Raw genomic sequence first — 15,765 nt, forward strand, 5'->3', positions numbered from 1 at the left:
TTACTTCTTCATCTGCTCCTTGAGCGCGGCCAGCTTTGCGAAGGGCGAATCCGGATCCATCGGCTTTTCCTTGCGAGGTGGCTTCGCCTCGAAGCGTGTCGGCTGAGCCGCCGGGCGATTGTTTCGATCGTTGCGCTCTCCACCACGGTCATTGCGCTCATTGCGCTCGCCGCCGCGATGATCGGGACGCTTGCCCTGCTGCTGCGGCGGACGACCGCCGCCGCCGTCCTTGCCACCGCGCGGCCCGCCGCGATTGTCGCGTGCTTCGCGATTGCCTTCGCCCTGCGGCTGGTCGCCGGATGGGCGACGATTGGTGTTTGGCTGCGCATTGGCCTGATCCTGGCCAGCGCGTGGACCCTGTTGACCACGGCGCTCGCCCTGGCGCGGAGCCGGACGCTGGTTGTCGTTGCGGCCACCCAGCCGCCACAGCAATACCGGCTTCGGCGGCTCGGCAGCGACCGCGTCGACTGGAGCGCCTTCGGCCGCAGCTTTTGACGGAGCCACATCGGTAACGGCAGCCTCTGCTGCGCTTTCAGGCGCAACGTCTTTGGCGGCTTCCGGCTCGGCAACAGGAGCATCTTCCGAAACCGCTGCGGACACTTCCGCGACTGTTTCCGCGACGGCCTCTGACTGGGTCGCCACGGCAGCTTCGGCTTCAGCTGTCTCTGGGTGCGGCGTAGAGGATCCGTCGACTGGTGCCAATACGTTTGTCGCAGCGACTGGCGTAGCGTCCTGCTTGCTGAGGTGAATTGCAGCTTCTTCGGCCGGCACGGCATCGGCGCGATAGCCGAGGCCCTTCAGGATCTCTTCCATATCGTCGAGCGTAGCACCAAGAATGGACAGCATCGCCGTCGTCGTTGTGAAGCGCCGGCCATCATAGGCACCGTCCGGACGGGAAGGCTGGCCGGGCTTCCACTGCAGCAGCGGCCGGATAAGATCGGCAAGGCGCTCGAGAATGTCGATGCGCACGGCACGCTTGCCAAGGAAACGGAAGCCGGCGAGCTTGTAGAAGGTGCGCTCATAGGTCGAATCCGTGACCACGGATGTGCGGCCGGCAGCCAGGACCGGGATGAGATCGCCATAGCCCGGCTTGTCGATGCCGTCGTTTTTCAGCGCCCAGAGCAGGGTGATGAGCTCAGCCGGAGCCGGCTTCAGCAATGCTGGAACGAAAATATGATAGGCGCCGAAGCGGATGCCATAGCGGCGCATCGAGGCGCGCGCATCCTGGTCCAGCGACTTCACTTCTTCCGTGACATCGCGGCGGAACAGCACGCCGAGGTTCTCGACGACCTGGAAAGCCAGACCCTTGGCAAGGCCTTGCAGGTCTTCAGCGCGAGAGAGGTCGTCGAGCGGCTTCAGCACCGTCGAAATGTGATGATTGACGAAGCGCTCGATGCGGGCGGCAACATGTTCGCGCGCATGGCCGGTCAGCTGCTCGTCGGCAAGCAGGATGACGCGTGGGCGCATGATATGGTCGCTGCCGGTAAGCCGCGCCACGGGGTCGCCGAGCCAGCGCACCGAACCATCGGAGCCGATCGCCAGATCGCCGTTGCCTGCCGCATGAATGCGGGCAGCGCGCGCCTCGAATTCCAGACCCAGCGCTTTGAGCGACGCGTTCTGCACGGCTTTGGCGTCGGGACCGTCAGTCCCGCCGATAGGAGAGAACCGGAACCCGGTCAACTGCCCGACATGATGCCCTTCGACGAAGACATCTCCATTTACACTGATTTCAGCTTCCAGCATTGCATTCTCTCTCAGGCGCTTCATGAGCACAGATGTCCTGCGATCAACAAAGCGGTTCGTCAACCTTTCATGTAACGCGTCGGACAATCGATCTTCGATTTCCCGCGTCTTTTCTTGCCAGTGTGTCGGATCGGCAAGCCAACCGGGCCGATTCGAAACATAGGTCCAAGTTCTTATCTGCGCGATTCGCGCCGAAAGCGTGTCTATCTCGCCATCGGTCCGGTCGGCGCGCCGGACTTGCTCGGCCATGAAATCCTCGTTCACCGTGCCATGTTGCACGAGATCGGAAAACAGGGACGAAATCAAATCGGCATGTTGGGCCGGTGTGATACGCCGATAATCCGGCAATGCACAGGCTTCCCATAATTTTTCTACATTCGCCCGGCCGACGGCGAGGCGCGCAACCTCCGGATAACCGGTCAGTTGCTCCAAAGCCTGCTGGTCGACGGAAGGCAACGAACGTGTCAGCCCATGGATGCGCGGCGGCGCATCGAGGCTGAGCTTCAGCGCGGCGACGGAGGAAAAGTCGAGATCCTTCGTGCGCCATTGCAACACTTTGACGTTGTCGAACTGGTGGCTCTCGATGCGGCGAACGAGATCGGCATCGAAGGGATCGACCTGGCCGGTAACACCGAACGTCCCGTCGCGCAGATGGCGACCGGCACGGCCGGCAATCTGCCCGAGTTCACCAGGATTGAGATGACGGAACTGGTAGCCATCGAATTTCCTGTCCTGGGCAAACGCGACGTGATCGACATCAAGATTGAGGCCCATGCCGATGGCATCGGTAGCGACGAGGTATTCGACATCGCCGTTCTGGTAAAGCTCGACCTGGGCATTGCGCGTGCGTGGGCTTAGGGCACCGAGGACCACGGCCGCCCCGCCGCGCTGGCGACGGATCAGTTCGGCAATGGCGTAGACCTCATCCGCTGAAAACGCGACGATGGCGCTACGCTGCGGCAGCCGGGTAATCTTCTTCTGGCCGGCATAGGCAAGATGGGAAAGCCTTGGCCGCTCGACAACGGTAATTCCCGGCAACAGATGCTCCAGGATCGGCCGCATGGTGCCCGCGCCGAGAAGCAATGTCTCGTCGCGGCCGCGCAGATGCAGGATACGATCAGTGAAGATATGACCGCGCTCGAGATCGCCGGCGAGTTGCACCTCGTCGATGGCAACGAAAGAGGCCCGCGTCTCGCGCGGCATCGCCTCGACAGTGCAGACGGAGTAACAGGCGTTAGGCGGGGCGATCTTTTCTTCGCCGGTAAACAGCGCAACGTTCTTGATACCGACTTTCTCGACAAGCCGCGTGTAGACCTCGCGCGCCAGAAGCCGCAGCGGAAGGCCGATCATGCCATTGCCGTGCGCGACCATGCGCTCGATGGCGTAATGGGTCTTGCCGGTATTTGTCGGTCCGAGCACCGCGGTTACACCGCGACCGCTCAAAATCATGGGCTGCGAAGTCAGGGTCATTGGTCCATGCGAAGATGAGGCGCAGCAGCCTTCAGGGTCAGGAACGCTTGTTGTAAGCTTCCCCACAGATGACCAGCCTAGGTGGCAAAGGCAAGGCCCGGAAGGCAAAACAATTTTTTAGACACCCGGATAATACTGGTCATTTGCCACAGACGGGAAGCAAAGTGGCCTCGGACGACCTGCGGGAGCGGTTTGGAACGCCCCCGGAACAAAGAGGCTACGAATCGCTGACTCGCCCGGATTCATGATCCGTTCACGCCTAGATATCGTCACTACGCCGGCCAAAAGCACCAGATGATGAATCGTCGTCGGCGCCGACGTGACAGCATCTTCAGGGCGAGAGCAGCATCCAGCCATGAAAAACCGCTGAGCCGGCTATAAAATCTCCCCAATAAGCCATTGTCCCAAATAATCGAGATAGTTGGCGGGAACAACTTTATGTGAGCCGCGTTTATGGCATCAGCAAACAAATGCTTTCGAAGTGAAGGGAACTGACCATGCTCGGCACGATACTGCTCGTCGTACTCGTATTGCTCCTGGTGGGCGCACTGCCAAACTGGGGCTACAGCAGCAGCTGGGGTTATGGTCCTTCTGGTGGCCTTGGTCTCATCGTCGTCATCATTCTGGTGCTCGTCCTGATGGGGCGGATTTAATTCGTAATTTGTGCTAGACCAATATGGTCTATTATCTAGGGAGCAAGACATGAAAAAACTGATTATCGCAGTTGCACTCATCGGCACACTCGCATCGTGCACGCCGGAAGAGCGCGGCACAGCCATTGGTGCAGGCACCGGTGCCGTCATCGGTGGTGCCGTCACCAATAGCTGGGGCGGTGCTGCTGTCGGCGCCGTTGCAGGCGGCCTCGTCGGTAACCTGATCGGCCACTCGGAACGTCGTGGCTACTGCATCTATCGCGACCGTTATGGCCAGCGCTACGAAGCACGTTGCCGCTAAGCTTCGGCATGAAGTTGGAATTGGGCGCTTCGGCGCCCTTTTTCATGCCGTCAACACACTGTTGACGATGACGTGAACTTCAACCCCTTTCAATTCGGTGTTGCTGTACCGATATTGATGGAACGCGAGCAATATTGTTTGAGCCGGGCTACCGGGTGCTCGCCGAAAGGATCGACTTTTCCATGGTTGAACTCGTCACATATATCGCTGCTTTGGGTGTCATCGCTGCCGCTGCCGTTACCTCGACCGTTGCCGTGCGGGCGGCCCAGCGCAAGGAGCAAAGCCGGGTGCTCGTGCCTGTTCGCTCGCGCCCGCGGAATGCACGCCGCTAGCTCGCCACTTCATAGACGAAGATAAATCCGTCAGACGAAAAGCTGGCCGCCATTTGCCGTGATCGTGGAGCCGGTGATGAACCCGGCGTCATCGGCAACGAGGAATACGACGCAACGGGCAACTTCTTCCGGCTCCCCCAGCCTGCCAACCGGAATTTGCGGCAGGATATAACCGTTCATTACCTTTTCCGGCACCGACAGCACCATCTCCGTGCCGATATAGCCAGGGCAGATCGCATTGACGGTAATGTTCTTGGCAGCGCCTTCTTGCGCCAGCGCCTTGGTAAAGCCGATATCCCCCGCCTTTGCGGCCGAATAGTTGGCTTGGCCCATCTGGCCTTTCTGGCCATTGATCGACGAGATATTGACGACCCGCCCAAAATTTCTCTCCCGCATGCCCGCCCACACATGGTGCGTCATGTTGAAAAGACCGTTCAGGTTCGTATTCACCACCTCATGCCACTGCTGCGGCGTCATCTTGTGGAACATCGCATCGCGGGTGATGCCGGCGTTGTTGACCAGGATCTCCACCGGGCCGACGTCAGCCTCGACCTGGGCAATGCCCTTGCCGCAAGCCTCGTAGTCCGTGACGTCCCAGCGATAGACGGCAATGCCCGTCACGCTGTTAAAGGCTTCGGCTCTTTCATCGTTGCCGGCATAGGTCGCGACGACCCGATAGCCGGCATTGTGCAACGCCATGGAAATGGCGGCGCCGATGCCGCGGGTGCCCCCGGTGATGAGTGCTACTCTGCTCATAGTCCGTTCCCCAGTGCCGCTGCCTACCACGCAGCCCGCAGACCCCATGGCAGACTGTTTAAAACGCCTCGATACACATGGCTACCCCCATGCCGCCGCCAATACACAGGGTCGCAAGACCCTTACGTGCACCGCGCCGCTTCATCTCGAACAACAAAGTGGTCAGAGTACGGGCGCCCGATGCGCCAATCGGGTGACCGATGGCAATCGCCCCGCCGTTGACATTGACGATGGCGGGATCGAAGCCCAGTTCGCGGCTGATCGCGCAGGCCTGTGCCGCGAAGGCCTCGTTGGCCTCCACGAGGTCGAGGTCGCCAACCGTCCAGCCAGCTTTTTCCAGCGCCTTCCGCGAGGCCGGAATGGGGCCGGTGCCCATGATTTGCGGATCCACGCCCGCGGTTGCCCAGGAAACGATCCGGCCCAGTGGACGGATTCCACGACGTTCGGCTTCCCCCTCGCTCATCAGCACCGTTGCGGCAGCACCGTCGTTTAGCCCGGATGCGTTGCCGGCGGTAACCGTCCCCTCTTTGTCGAACACAGGACGGAGCCGCGCCATGCCCTCCAGCGTCGATCCGTGGCGGATGTACTCGTCGCTATCGACGGTCACGTCGCCCTTACGGCCGGCGATTGTGAAGGCCACGATCTCATCCCTGAAACGTCCGGCCTGCTGGGCTGCCTCGGCCTTGTTCTGGGAAGCGACGGCAAAGGTATCCTGGTCATCGCGGGACAGCTCAAACTGCTTGGCGACGTTTTCGGCGGTGATACCCATGTGATAGCCGTAGAATGCGTCGGTCAGGCCATCCTTGATCATCGTATCGACCATGGTCATGTCGCCCATCTTGGTGCCCGCGCGCAGGTGGGCCGCGTGCGGCGCCATCGACATGGACTCCTGGCCGCCGGCCACGATAATTTTCGCATCGCCAAGCGCAATCTGCTGCATGCCAAGCGCCACGGCCCGCAGGCCCGAGCCGCAAAGCTGGTTCACGCTCCAGGCCGTCGCCTCCTGCGGCACGCCCGCCTTCATCGCAGCCTGGCGCGCCGGGTTCTGGCCCTGCGCTGCCTGCAGCACCTGGCCGAGGATAACCTCGTCCACCTCGGCAGCCTCGATGCCGGCGCGCTGCAGCGCACCCCGGATTGCCGTTGCTCCCAGTTCGTGGGCCGGGACCGCTGCAAAAGCACCGTTAAAGGCGCCGACTGCGGTGCGCGCGGCACTGGCGATGACGATGGATGGTTGGCTCATGAAATCCTCCTCGAGAGCTGGCTCGGCCGGCGAAAACTGTCAAAGCCGGGCTCCCGAGTCAAACACGAAGATTTCAACCCTGCATGTTTTGTTTCAACATGCTGATGGACCGAAAAACCAACCTGCGGAAAGGGATTGCCGCAGCGCACAAACTGATTGTCACCGGCCTTCCTTTCCGTCTACACTCTTTGGTGGAGGAGTATCCATACAATCAGACGGGGTTAGGAGACTGATAATGGCAAAAAACGAGGGCCAGGTCGTAATAAAGAAATACGCCAATCGCCGCCTCTACAACACAGGCACCAGCACTTACGTTACACTGGAAGACCTGGCGGAGATGGTAAAACGGGGGGAGGAGTTTACAGTTCAGGATGCCAAAAGCGGCGATGACATCACGCATGCGGTATTGACGCAAATCATCTTCGAGCAGGAATCGAAGACAAACAATACCCTGATGCCAATTTCCTTCCTGCGACAGCTGATCGGCTTTTACGGCGATCAGATGCAGATGGTCGTACCAAGCTTTCTCGAGCATTCGATGAAGTCCTTCACCGAGCAGCAAGTCCAGATGCGAGAGCAGATGAGCAGCGCTTTTGGCGAAACGCCGCTCGCCAAGAACTTCTCGCTGCCGATCAAGATGGTCGAGGAACAGGTGCGCCGCAACACGGACATGTTTCAGCAGGCCATGGAGATGTTTGCGCCCTTCATGAAGTCACCGCCGAAGGAAACCCGCAAGGCCGAAGCCCGCGACATCGACGAGTTGAAGGAGCAGATGAAGGCGCTGCAGGCCAAGCTCGACAGCCTGTAACCGCGATCAGGCCGCAGCCACGGCTGCGGTCGCCCTCAGAGACCGATCGATACGTCGCGTCCCGCCGTGCGGATCGAGACCGCGAAACCGCCGATCACATCGATGAAGGCGGTGGTCATCAGGATGAAAAATATCTGCGTCGCTGCGTCGCGCACCAGCAGGAATTCCACCAGGAAAGCGATGAAAACCAGCATCGACAGCATGTGATTGGCGAGCGAGCCGACATTGCGGGTGGATTTAAGGATCTCGAAGAACAGCAGCGCCAGCGCGATGACGATGAAAAGATCGCCGAGCGCCATCTTCCAGGTTGCTCCCGACAGCATCGACAACATGATTACGTCGTTGCCGAGCGCCGCAATGCCGCCACCGCCCATCAGCCCGACCATGGCGAGATTGTAGAGCACGAACGGGATAACCATCAGCGGGAAAGCGGCAATCATGATCGACTAACTCCATCGTGGACGAACGGCCGCACAACCATAGCGCAAGTCGCATCGCTTTTAAACCTAGGCGAGAAAAGCAAAAAGGCCGGCCAAAGGCCAGCCTCAATACCGATATTGCAATCGCAAGAAATTATGCAGATTCTTTTGGCGTCAGAACCTGGCGACCGCGGTACATACCGGTCTTCAGGTCGATATGATGCGGACGGCGCAGTTCGCCGGAGTTCTTGTCTTCGACGTAGGTCGAAGTCTTGAGCGCATCAGCCGAGCGGCGCATGCCGCGCTTGGACGGGCTTGTTTTTCTCTTCGGTACAGCCATTTTCGTTACTCCACTGTGCGGGATAGACATGACAACGGCCAGCCAGGCGGCCGAAACGACATGCAATCGATTTCGGAATTTTGGCGCGCTTATACATCGGGGTTGGGCCTTTGACCAGTCCCTAGCCGCATTTTTTGCGGCAACGGCTAATTCAGGCATCAAGCCTCGTCTTCAGCGACGATCCAGGTTTCTTCCAGCGCCGCCGTCTGCCACTTCTGCCAGGCCGGATGGGCTTTCATGACCGCCATATAGCTCAATGTATCCTCAGCGACAACCAGGTCATAGGCTTCGAAGCGATTGACGACCGGCGCGAACATCGCATCGGCGGCCGAAAAGGCGCCAAACAGGAACGGTCCGCCCGACAGCGCCCGCATCTCGCGCCAGATCGTTTCGATCCGCGCCACGTCGACTGCCACGTCATGGGGCTGGTCGAGCAACCGGCGCCTGGGCCGGCGGAAGTTCATCGGGCAGGCGTTGCGGAGGCCCCGAAAGCCGGAAATCATCTCCATGGAAATCGAACGCGCCTGCGCCCTGAGAGCGGGGTCCGTCGGCCAGAGACCCGCTTGCGGAAACAATTCGGCGACGTATTCGATGATCGCCAGCGATTCCCAGACCCTGAGGCTCCCGTGATGCAGCACCGGAACCCGCGCCGTCGGCGAGATCTCGCGGAAGCGCGGATTGCCAGCCGGAAAATCGAAGGGAACGAGCACCTCCTCGAAAGGCACGCCGCACCCCTGCATCGCCAACCATGGCCGGAAGGACCAGGACGAATAGTTCTTGTTGGCGATGTAGAGGGTGAGCTTGTCCATGGTGTCATCCTGTTTCAGGGCTTGAAGTTGAAGACCATCAATTCTTCGAAATGGTTCATGTCGTCGAACGCGCAGAATGCCGGCGGCCTCAACTCGAGGATCGGGCAGCGTTCGCGAACGTCGCTGCCGATCTCGTCGAGCAACTGCTGCCAGCGCGGCAGGGCTTCGTCGGACAGGCGTTCGATGACGTAGGCGAAGGTGATGTGAAATGCGTAGGTGTCGTGGTCCGGATGGCGATAGCCAAGGAGGTCGGCAAAAGCATCGCGCCACGCCCGCATGATGCGCCGATCCTCCGCCGTCGCGCCGTCGACCAGCAGCCCGGACGGCCGGGCTCGAGTGACGCTGACCTTGAAGGGATCGCGCATCGAAAATGCCTTCAGCCGCTCACCCATGACCTCGGTCATCTCGTCGATCGGCATGTCGGTCGGCAGGTCCGCCGGCCAGAATTGCCGGTCACGGCGATACTCGATAATGCCCTGGAAGAGCGTCATGTGCAGGCTGGACATCGCCGTGAAAGTGAATTGCCCGGCTTCCGGCATGGCGAGATATTTGGCGCGCGCGTCGATCAGCGCCTGCTGGGTCTCGGATCCGTCGACCACATGGCAGACGATCGTGTTGCCCGGCTCATACTGGAATGTCCCGGAGAGATCGAAACGCCGCCCCAGATGCACGGAAGGCTCGGGATGGCGGCTCTTGGAATAAAACAGCAGGTCGGGCGACAGGTTTGCGGCGTTCATCGGGGCATCCGTATGTTGATGGAGACAATCCGCCCCTTAAGTCACTCGCAAGAATGGCAGATGACAACAGTGTGTCGAGCCACAAGTTCTGATGTCAGTCATAAAGGCATTTGATGTAATCGCCGGCGCCCTGGGCCCGCCGCTGGATCAGTGCTGCCAGCTGCCGGAGGCCACGGCCCGGCTTGCTGGCAACCCTCTCGATCGGATTCGGCAACGACACAGCCAGCAGCGCCGCCTGCCTGGCAGTCAGTCTTGAGGCCGGCACCTTGAAATGGTGCTGGGCAGCGGCCTCGATACCATAGATGCCGGGACCCCATTCGGCGACGTTCAGGTAATTCTCCATCATCCGCCGCTTCGACCAGACGATGGAAGCCGTGACAGCCAGCGGCAGCTCCAGGGTCTTGCGCACGAACGATCGACCGTTCCAGAGAAACAGGTTCTTCACCGTCTGCATCGGAATGGTGCTGCCGCCACGGGTTGATTGGCCGTGCAGCGTATCTGCCACCAGCATCCCCATTTCGCTCCAGTCGACGCCCCCATGGGAGCAGAACTGCCCATCTTCCGAGACCATCACCGATTTAACCAGCACCGGCGAGATCTGCTCGAAAGACACCCAACGGCGATCGTAGCCGCGCAACAGCACGACATCGCGCAGCATCAGGTTCGAGACAGGATGGATGAAAGGCAGGACGTAAAAGAAGATCAGCACATAGGGCAGCAGCAGAAGACCGAGGAGGCCGATGACGACGCGCTGCCAGATGGGACGGCCGAAAAACCAGGCCAGCCTGTCCCGTTCCTCAGGCACCTCGTCCTGCTCGTCGTTCTGCGTCGATATGTCCAATTCCGAACGCCCGTCCTCGCCTCTACCTCAACGTCATACCGCCTGCTTCCGGCAATGGCCAGAGTGGGGCTGGCAGGCAAAAGATCTCTCCCGACAATTTCGTTGCGAGTATCCGGCACTCATGGCAAACAGCGGCAATGGATAGCACGACCACCCTCTTCGAACAGCGTCTCAAGGCCAGCGCCCTCAAGGTGGAGGCGATGCTGGCAGCGCTCATCGACGATACGCCTCTTGCAGACGAGATCGACCGGCCATCAGGGCTGATGGCCGCAATGCGCCACGGCGTGCTCAACGGCGGCAAGCGCCTTCGTCCATTCCTGGTGCTCGAGACGACGGCGCTGCTTGGCGGCGATCCGGACGCGGCACTGCGCATCGGCGCCGCCCTTGAAGCCGTCCATTGCTACTCGCTGGTACACGACGACTTGCCGGCGATGGATAATGACGACGTCAGGCGCGGCAAACCGACCGTGCATATCGCCTTCGACGAAGCGACAGCCATTCTCGCCGGTGACAGTCTGCTGACCTACGCCTTCGATATCGTCGCCGCACCCGAGACGACGTTACCTGCGACCCGGAAGATCGACCTCGTCCTTTCCCTGTCGCGGGCTGCCGGCATCGGCGGCATGGCCGGTGGACAGGCGCTGGACCTTGCCGCAGAAAAACAGGCGCCCGGCGAACAGGGCGTCAAGACACTGCAGGCCATGAAGACCGGCGCCCTCATCCGCTTTGCCTGCGAAGCCGGCGCCATCATTTCCGGTGCCTCGACAGACGACAGGCAGCGGTTGCGGACTTTCGGTGAAAAGATCGGCCTCGCCTTCCAGCTGGCCGACGATCTGCTCGACCTCACCGCCGATGCAGAAACCATGGGCAAGGCCACCGGCAAGGACGCCGGCCGTGGCAAGGGAACGCTGGTGGCGTTGCATGGCATCGCCTGGGGCGAGGAATATCTGGCACGTCAGGTCCAGGAAGCTGCAGGCTTGCTGGAACCCTACGGAGACAAGGCCGCCGTCCTCGCCGAAGCCGCCCGTTTTATTGCCAGCCGCAAGAGCTGAACATCAAGACGCCTGACTTTCGAAACCGGGAGCATGACCGCATGCATGAAGCATTTGCCTACCTTCCCCAGATCCTGCCTGCCTACGCGGCCTATCTGGTGGCCGCCGCGAGCCCGGGGCCGGCAATCATGGCCATCATTTCCATCTCGATGACTCAAGGCCGCAAGGCCGGCATGATGATCGCCCTCGGTATCTTCGGTGGTTCGATGACCTGGGCGTGCGCCGCCGCCCTTGGTCTTGCCACCCTGCTCCAGACCTACGCCACGGCGCTGGAGATGCTGAAGATCCTGGGCGGTCTGTATTTGCTGTATCTTGCCTATAAGTGTCTGTTCAAGAATGGCGGGCGTGCGCGGGGTTGAGTGAAGGGCGGCAATCAGATTCTTTGTATTTTGCGACAAATACGGAGAGATCGAATGGCCTGGACACCCTTCACCCGGCGTCACCATGACAGAAGCCGCATGCGCTACGCAAGTGATCTGAATGACCGTGAGTGGAGCTTGATCGAGCCCCTCATGCCGAGGCAGCCTCGACTGGGCCGCAGACGCAAGACGTCGCTTCGGGCGGTGATGGACGCGATTTTTTATCTGCTGCAGTCAGGCTGCCAATGGGCATTGCTGCCGCATGATTTTCCACCGAAGAGCACGGTCTACCATTATTTCAAACGGTTTTGCCGGGACGGGACGTGGCGTCGTATCCATGACGCGCTCTACTGCCGAACGCGGCAGCTTGAGGGGCGAGAAGAGCAACCGTCATTTGCCATCATCGATAGCCAATCAGTGAAGACCGGCCCGGATGCTCGTCTCGATATCGGCTATGATGCGGGTAAGAAGATCAAGGGCCGCAAGCGGCACATTCTGGTCGATACTCTTGGCATGCTTCTGAAAGCCGAGGTCCACTCGGCAGGAATTCAGGATCGTGATGGAGCAGCACTTGTTTTCGACAGGCTCGCCAACCGTTTTCCCTTTATCGAGAAAATCTGCGGCGACGGCGGCTATCAGGGCACAACAGTAGAAGAGGCCAGCCCGCGACCGATGGAGATTATCAAACGAAACCAGGCCGGTTTCCAGGTGCTACCAAAGCGATGGATTGTCGAACGAACGCTGGCGTGGCTCGGCATAAACCGCCGAATGGCAAAGGATTTCGAGCGTTTCTCGGCCACAAGCCTAGCCTTCATCCAAACAGCAATGATCAAGCTCATGACAAGAAGGCTCGCTCGATACCCGCTTTCTTGAACAGACTCTAAGGCATTTCGCGCCATGCGCTCCTCAATCGAAATGCCGCCCGCCGGCACGGTCAGGCGAGACAGCGCCCGATCACTGCTGCTCCGCGGTTACGGCATCCACGTCACCAATCCTAAGGCGATCTTCGCTTGGCTGGCCATTATCACCCTGGGCATGCCGCAGGGAGCGCCGACCTCGGTGGCGGCGCTGATTATCGGCGGCTGCATGATCATGGGGTTCACGACCTTCATGAGCTATGCAGCGATATTCTCAACGCCGCATGCTCTGAAAGTCTACAAAAGTCTTCGACGCTGGATCGAAGGCGCGATGGCGACCTTCTATTGCCTTGCCGGGCTGAAGCTGCTGGCCAGCCGTATTTGAGGCTGGCGCCGCTGGCGCTATTCGGCGGCCAGGGTTTTCTGGCCAAAACGCTTTTCGATGTATTCCGCAACCAGCGCCTCGAAATCGGATGCGATGTTCGGGCCACGCAGCGTCATCGCCTTCTGTCCATCGATGAAGACGGGAGCGGCAGGACTTTCGCCGGTGCCGGGAAGCGAGATACCGATATCGGCATGCTTGCTTTCGCCGGGACCGTTGACGATGCAGCCCATGACCGCGACGTTGAGTGCTTCGACGCCCGGATATTTCTCGCGCCAGACCGGCATGTTCTTGCGCAGGTCGTTTTGAATGTTCTGCGCCAGCTCCTGGAAAACCGTCGACGTCGTGCGACCGCAGCCCGGACAGGCGGCAACAACGGGCACGAACTGGCGGAAACCCATGACCTGCAGCAGTTCCTGCGCCACCTGGACTTCGCGCGTCCGGTCGCCATTCGGCTCCGGCGTCAGTGACACGCGGATGGTGTCGCCGATGCCGTGCTGCAGGACGTAGCCCATGGCAGCCGACGAGGCGACGATGCCCTTGCTGCCCATGCCGGCTTCTGTGAGACCGAGATGCAGTGCGTGGTCGGAGCGCTCGGAGAGCATGGAATAGACAGCAATCAGATCCTGAACCTGGCTGACCTTGGCCGAAAGAATAATCCGATTGCGCGGCAGGCCGATCTCCTCGGCAAGCTGCGCCGAAATCAGCGCCGACTGCACGATCGCTTCGCGCGTCACCTGCCGTGCCGATAGCGGGAAGCCCTCGGCCTGGTTCTTGTCCATCAGCGCGGTGAGAAGATCCTGATCCAGCGATCCCCAGTTGACGCCGATACGGACAGGCTTGGAATAGCGAATCGCCATCTCGACGATCTCGGCGAACTGCTTGTCCTTCTTGTCCTTGAAGCCGACATTGCCCGGATTGATCCGGTACTTGGCCAGCGCCTCGGCGCAGTAAGGATGATCGGCCAGCAATTTGTGGCCGATATAGTGAAAATCGCCGATCAGCGGCACATCGAGCCCGAGGCGCACCAGACGGTCGCGAATGCGCGGCACTGCGGCCGCACTTTCGTCGCGGTCGACGGTGATCCGCACCATCTCCGAACCCGCCTTGAAAAGCGCCGCCACCTGCGCCACCGTGCCGTCGATATCAGCGGTATCGGTGTTGGTCATCGACTGCACGACGACGGGCGCGCCGCCGCCGACAATGACGCCGCCGACATCGACGGCAACGCTGGCGCGGCGGGGTTTCGGATCGAATTCGCTCGGTGAAGACATGAAAAGCTCGTGTTGGCTCAAGGATAATAGGGCTTTCAGGTGGCGTACCGCGTCCGCCTTGTCAACCATATCAGGTATCACATTTCCCGGCTTGGGCCTCAATGGCCGGACTGCTCTCCGTTGTCGGCATAGCGGGCAAGGCCGGAAAACGCGAGCACGATGAGCAGCAGCAGCGGCAACATCATGAAGACCGCCGAAAAGCCGATATGCTCGGCGGCAAAGCCGATTGCCGACGGCGCCACCAGCATGCCGGAATAGCCGAGTGTCGTGACCACCGAAATGCCGATGCCGGGCTGCAATCCCGGAATGTTGCCGCCAGCCGAAAAAGCGATCGGCACCATGTTGGAAATGCCGACGCCGCAAAGCGCGAAGCCGAGGATAGCCAGTCCGGCATTCGGCGACAGGGCGGCCATCAGCATGCCGACGATGGCAATCACCGTGCTTACCCTTAACGTATTGACGGCACCAAACTTGTCGCGCACCGCGTCGCCGGCAAAGCGCATGATGGACATAGTCAGCGAGAATGCGGCGAAGGCAAAGCCGGACAGGGTGGGCGTGGCAGCGAATTCCTGGCGAAGATAAAGCGCCCCCCAATCCAGAACGGCGCCCTCGGGAACCATGCAGAAGAGCGCGATCACCCCCAGCAGCCACGGCAGCGGCGTCATCGGCAGCTTTGCCTTTTGCTTGACTTCGCCTGGATGCGGCTGATCGCTGAAGATGATCGGCCAGGCTGCCACCAGGAAGAGGATGGCGAGACCAGTCGCCACCTCCGCATGCGCAATCACACCCCAATGGCCGATGAGATAGCCACCGATGCCTGAACCGATGAGGCCGCCAAGGCTCCAGAAGGCATGGCAGGACGACATGATGGCACGGCGCATGGATTTTTCCACCACGACAGCATTCGCATTCATCGCCACGTCCATGGCGCCAACGAACCCGCCGAACAGAAAGAGAGCGATGGCGCCCGTCCAGACATCGGGAACCAGCGACAGGATGATTAGCATCGGCAGGAGCAGGACCGCCGTGACCTTGGCGACGAACTTCGAACCGCGTCCGGCTATCTGCGCACCGGCCACCGGCATCATCACCAGAGACCCGATGCCGAAGAACAGGATCATCAGTCCGAGTTCGAACTTGCTCAGTTGCAGGCGTTCGGCAAATTCCGGAATTTTCGGCGCCCAGCATCCGACGACAAAGCCGTTCAGCAGGAACAACAACGATACAGCCACGCGCGTCCGTGTCAGCCAAGGCGTCTTTGCGCCGCTCAAAATTTCAGTCGTCTCCACCGATTCTCTCCCCAGCAAATCAGCCCCCACCCTATTTAAATCGATTGAATTCGCAAGCGCTGATCGCCTGCGGCAAATTCACGTTTGATCTCGCGGCGTAACC

At 60.4% G+C, this 15,765-nt stretch carries 17 protein-coding genes and 1 pseudogene; 8 read left to right on the plus strand and 10 right to left on the minus strand.

Annotated elements, in window-relative coordinates; all coding sequences use genetic code 11:
* Entirely contained in the window at positions 1 to 3,213 is a 3,213-nt protein-coding gene (locus J5289_RS01155; protein ID WP_142828769.1) for a helicase-related protein, read from the minus strand.
* Between the two features lie 497 nt (positions 3,214 to 3,710).
* Between J5289_RS01155 and J5289_RS01160 the strand changes: the two genes are divergently transcribed.
* The 3 genes from J5289_RS01160 (at position 3,711) to J5289_RS01170 (ending at position 4,499) form a co-directional block, all read left to right on the plus strand.
* Positions 3,711 to 3,866, plus strand: a complete 156-nt coding sequence (locus J5289_RS01160) for a DUF3309 family protein (RefSeq protein ID WP_142824603.1) — start codon at positions 3,711 to 3,713, stop codon at positions 3,864 to 3,866.
* Positions 3,867 to 3,915: 49 nt separating this feature from the next.
* Entirely contained in the window at positions 3,916 to 4,167 is a 252-nt protein-coding gene (locus J5289_RS01165; RefSeq protein WP_111219518.1) for a YMGG-like glycine zipper-containing protein, read from the plus strand.
* 182 nt (positions 4,168 to 4,349) lie between these two features.
* A complete protein-coding gene (locus J5289_RS01170; RefSeq protein ID WP_153816473.1) occupies positions 4,350 to 4,499 on the plus strand; it encodes a hypothetical protein in 150 nt (49 codons plus the stop codon).
* A gap of 30 nt (positions 4,500 to 4,529) precedes the next feature.
* On the opposite strand, the gene phbB is transcribed toward J5289_RS01170, so the two are convergent.
* Together phbB and J5289_RS01180 are read right to left on the minus strand one after the other, a co-directional pair.
* Positions 4,530 to 5,255: an acetoacetyl-CoA reductase gene (gene phbB, locus J5289_RS01175; protein WP_142824602.1), complete on the minus strand. Its 726-nt coding sequence runs from the start codon at positions 5,253 to 5,255 to the stop codon at positions 4,530 to 4,532.
* Between the two features lie 58 nt (positions 5,256 to 5,313).
* Positions 5,314 to 6,495: an acetyl-CoA C-acetyltransferase gene (locus J5289_RS01180; RefSeq protein WP_209207504.1), complete on the minus strand. Its 1,182-nt coding sequence runs from the start codon at positions 6,493 to 6,495 to the stop codon at positions 5,314 to 5,316.
* 235 nt (positions 6,496 to 6,730) lie between these two features.
* Between J5289_RS01180 and phaR the strand changes: the two genes are divergently transcribed.
* Positions 6,731 to 7,303, plus strand: a complete 573-nt coding sequence (phaR, locus tag J5289_RS01185; protein WP_111219510.1) for a polyhydroxyalkanoate synthesis repressor PhaR — start codon at positions 6,731 to 6,733, stop codon at positions 7,301 to 7,303.
* A gap of 35 nt (positions 7,304 to 7,338) precedes the next feature.
* On the opposite strand, the gene J5289_RS01190 is transcribed toward phaR, so the two are convergent.
* The 5 genes from J5289_RS01190 to mtgA form a co-directional block, all read right to left on the minus strand.
* Positions 7,339 to 7,743: a hypothetical protein gene (locus tag J5289_RS01190; protein WP_209185335.1), complete on the minus strand. Its 405-nt coding sequence runs from the start codon at positions 7,741 to 7,743 to the stop codon at positions 7,339 to 7,341.
* 133 nt (positions 7,744 to 7,876) lie between these two features.
* Positions 7,877 to 8,062, minus strand: coding sequence for a 50S ribosomal protein L32 (gene rpmF, locus J5289_RS01195; protein WP_111219506.1), 186 nt, complete (start codon positions 8,060 to 8,062; stop codon positions 7,877 to 7,879).
* Between the two features lie 158 nt (positions 8,063 to 8,220).
* Positions 8,221 to 8,871, minus strand: coding sequence for a glutathione S-transferase family protein (locus J5289_RS01200; RefSeq protein WP_209185336.1), 651 nt, complete (start codon positions 8,869 to 8,871; stop codon positions 8,221 to 8,223).
* Between the two features lie 14 nt (positions 8,872 to 8,885).
* Positions 8,886 to 9,608: a DUF1868 domain-containing protein gene (locus J5289_RS01205; RefSeq protein WP_209185337.1), complete on the minus strand. Its 723-nt coding sequence runs from the start codon at positions 9,606 to 9,608 to the stop codon at positions 8,886 to 8,888.
* Positions 9,609 to 9,702: 94 nt separating this feature from the next.
* Positions 9,703 to 10,449, minus strand: coding sequence for a monofunctional biosynthetic peptidoglycan transglycosylase (gene mtgA / locus J5289_RS01210; protein WP_209185338.1), 747 nt, complete (start codon positions 10,447 to 10,449; stop codon positions 9,703 to 9,705).
* Between the two features lie 137 nt (positions 10,450 to 10,586).
* Between mtgA and J5289_RS01215 the strand changes: the two genes are divergently transcribed.
* The 4 genes and pseudogenes from J5289_RS01215 to J5289_RS01230 all read left to right on the plus strand — a co-directional run bounded on the left by J5289_RS01215 (position 10,587) and on the right by J5289_RS01230 (position 13,102).
* Positions 10,587 to 11,501: a polyprenyl synthetase family protein gene (locus J5289_RS01215; RefSeq protein WP_209185339.1), complete on the plus strand. Its 915-nt coding sequence runs from the start codon at positions 10,587 to 10,589 to the stop codon at positions 11,499 to 11,501.
* 41 nt (positions 11,502 to 11,542) lie between these two features.
* Positions 11,543 to 11,824, plus strand: a pseudogene (locus J5289_RS01220) (LysE family transporter); the annotation flags it as partial.
* A gap of 90 nt (positions 11,825 to 11,914) precedes the next feature.
* Positions 11,915 to 12,733 carry an IS5 family transposase gene (locus J5289_RS01225; protein WP_219276561.1) on the plus strand — a complete coding sequence of 273 codons (819 nt, stop codon included), beginning with the start codon at positions 11,915 to 11,917 and terminating at the stop codon, positions 12,731 to 12,733.
* 24 nt (positions 12,734 to 12,757) lie between these two features.
* Positions 12,758 to 13,102, plus strand: coding sequence for a LysE family translocator (locus J5289_RS01230; RefSeq protein WP_209207500.1), 345 nt, complete (start codon positions 12,758 to 12,760; stop codon positions 13,100 to 13,102).
* A gap of 17 nt (positions 13,103 to 13,119) precedes the next feature.
* Here J5289_RS01230 and ispG read toward each other — a convergent pair whose 3' ends face one another.
* Both ispG and J5289_RS01240 read right to left on the minus strand, forming a co-directional pair.
* The gene (gene ispG / locus J5289_RS01235; RefSeq protein ID WP_209185341.1) at positions 13,120 to 14,373 is read right to left on the minus strand and encodes a flavodoxin-dependent (E)-4-hydroxy-3-methylbut-2-enyl-diphosphate synthase; all 1,254 of its coding nucleotides are present in this window, start codon (positions 14,371 to 14,373) and stop codon (positions 13,120 to 13,122) included.
* A 98-nt stretch (positions 14,374 to 14,471) separates the two neighbouring features.
* Positions 14,472 to 15,662, minus strand: a complete 1,191-nt coding sequence (locus tag J5289_RS01240; RefSeq protein WP_209185342.1) for an MFS transporter — start codon at positions 15,660 to 15,662, stop codon at positions 14,472 to 14,474.
* Positions 15,663 to 15,765 lie beyond the last annotated feature (103 nt).

This window comes from Rhizobium sp. B230/85, assembly GCF_019355735.1.
GTDB classification, from domain to species: domain Bacteria; phylum Pseudomonadota; class Alphaproteobacteria; order Rhizobiales; family Rhizobiaceae; genus Rhizobium; species Rhizobium rhododendri.

Bases quoted from the DNA above. Each gene is read 5' to 3' on its own strand.
- J5289_RS01155 (WP_142828769.1), bottom strand. From the start codon at position 3,213: ATGACCCTGACTTCGCAGCCCATGATTTTGAGCGGTCGCGGTGTAACC.
- J5289_RS01160 (WP_142824603.1), top strand. From the start codon at position 3,711: ATGCTCGGCACGATACTGCTCGTCGTACTCGTATTGCTCCTGGTGGGC.
- J5289_RS01165 (WP_111219518.1), top strand. From the start codon at position 3,916: ATGAAAAAACTGATTATCGCAGTTGCACTCATCGGCACACTCGCATCG.
- J5289_RS01170 (WP_153816473.1), top strand. From the start codon at position 4,350: ATGGTTGAACTCGTCACATATATCGCTGCTTTGGGTGTCATCGCTGCC.
- phbB (WP_142824602.1), bottom strand. From the start codon at position 5,255: ATGAGCAGAGTAGCACTCATCACCGGGGGCACCCGCGGCATCGGCGCC.
- J5289_RS01180 (WP_209207504.1), bottom strand. From the start codon at position 6,495: ATGAGCCAACCATCCATCGTCATCGCCAGTGCCGCGCGCACCGCAGTC.
- phaR (WP_111219510.1), top strand. From the start codon at position 6,731: ATGGCAAAAAACGAGGGCCAGGTCGTAATAAAGAAATACGCCAATCGC.
- J5289_RS01190 (WP_209185335.1), bottom strand. From the start codon at position 7,743: ATGATTGCCGCTTTCCCGCTGATGGTTATCCCGTTCGTGCTCTACAAT.
- rpmF (WP_111219506.1), bottom strand. From the start codon at position 8,062: ATGGCTGTACCGAAGAGAAAAACAAGCCCGTCCAAGCGCGGCATGCGC.
- J5289_RS01200 (WP_209185336.1), bottom strand. From the start codon at position 8,871: ATGGACAAGCTCACCCTCTACATCGCCAACAAGAACTATTCGTCCTGG.
- J5289_RS01205 (WP_209185337.1), bottom strand. From the start codon at position 9,608: ATGAACGCCGCAAACCTGTCGCCCGACCTGCTGTTTTATTCCAAGAGC.
- J5289_RS01215 (WP_209185339.1), top strand. From the start codon at position 10,587: ATGGATAGCACGACCACCCTCTTCGAACAGCGTCTCAAGGCCAGCGCC.
- J5289_RS01225 (WP_219276561.1), top strand. From the start codon at position 11,915: ATGGCCTGGACACCCTTCACCCGGCGTCACCATGACAGAAGCCGCATG.
- J5289_RS01230 (WP_209207500.1), top strand. From the start codon at position 12,758: ATGCGCTCCTCAATCGAAATGCCGCCCGCCGGCACGGTCAGGCGAGAC.
- ispG (WP_209185341.1), bottom strand. From the start codon at position 14,373: ATGTCTTCACCGAGCGAATTCGATCCGAAACCCCGCCGCGCCAGCGTT.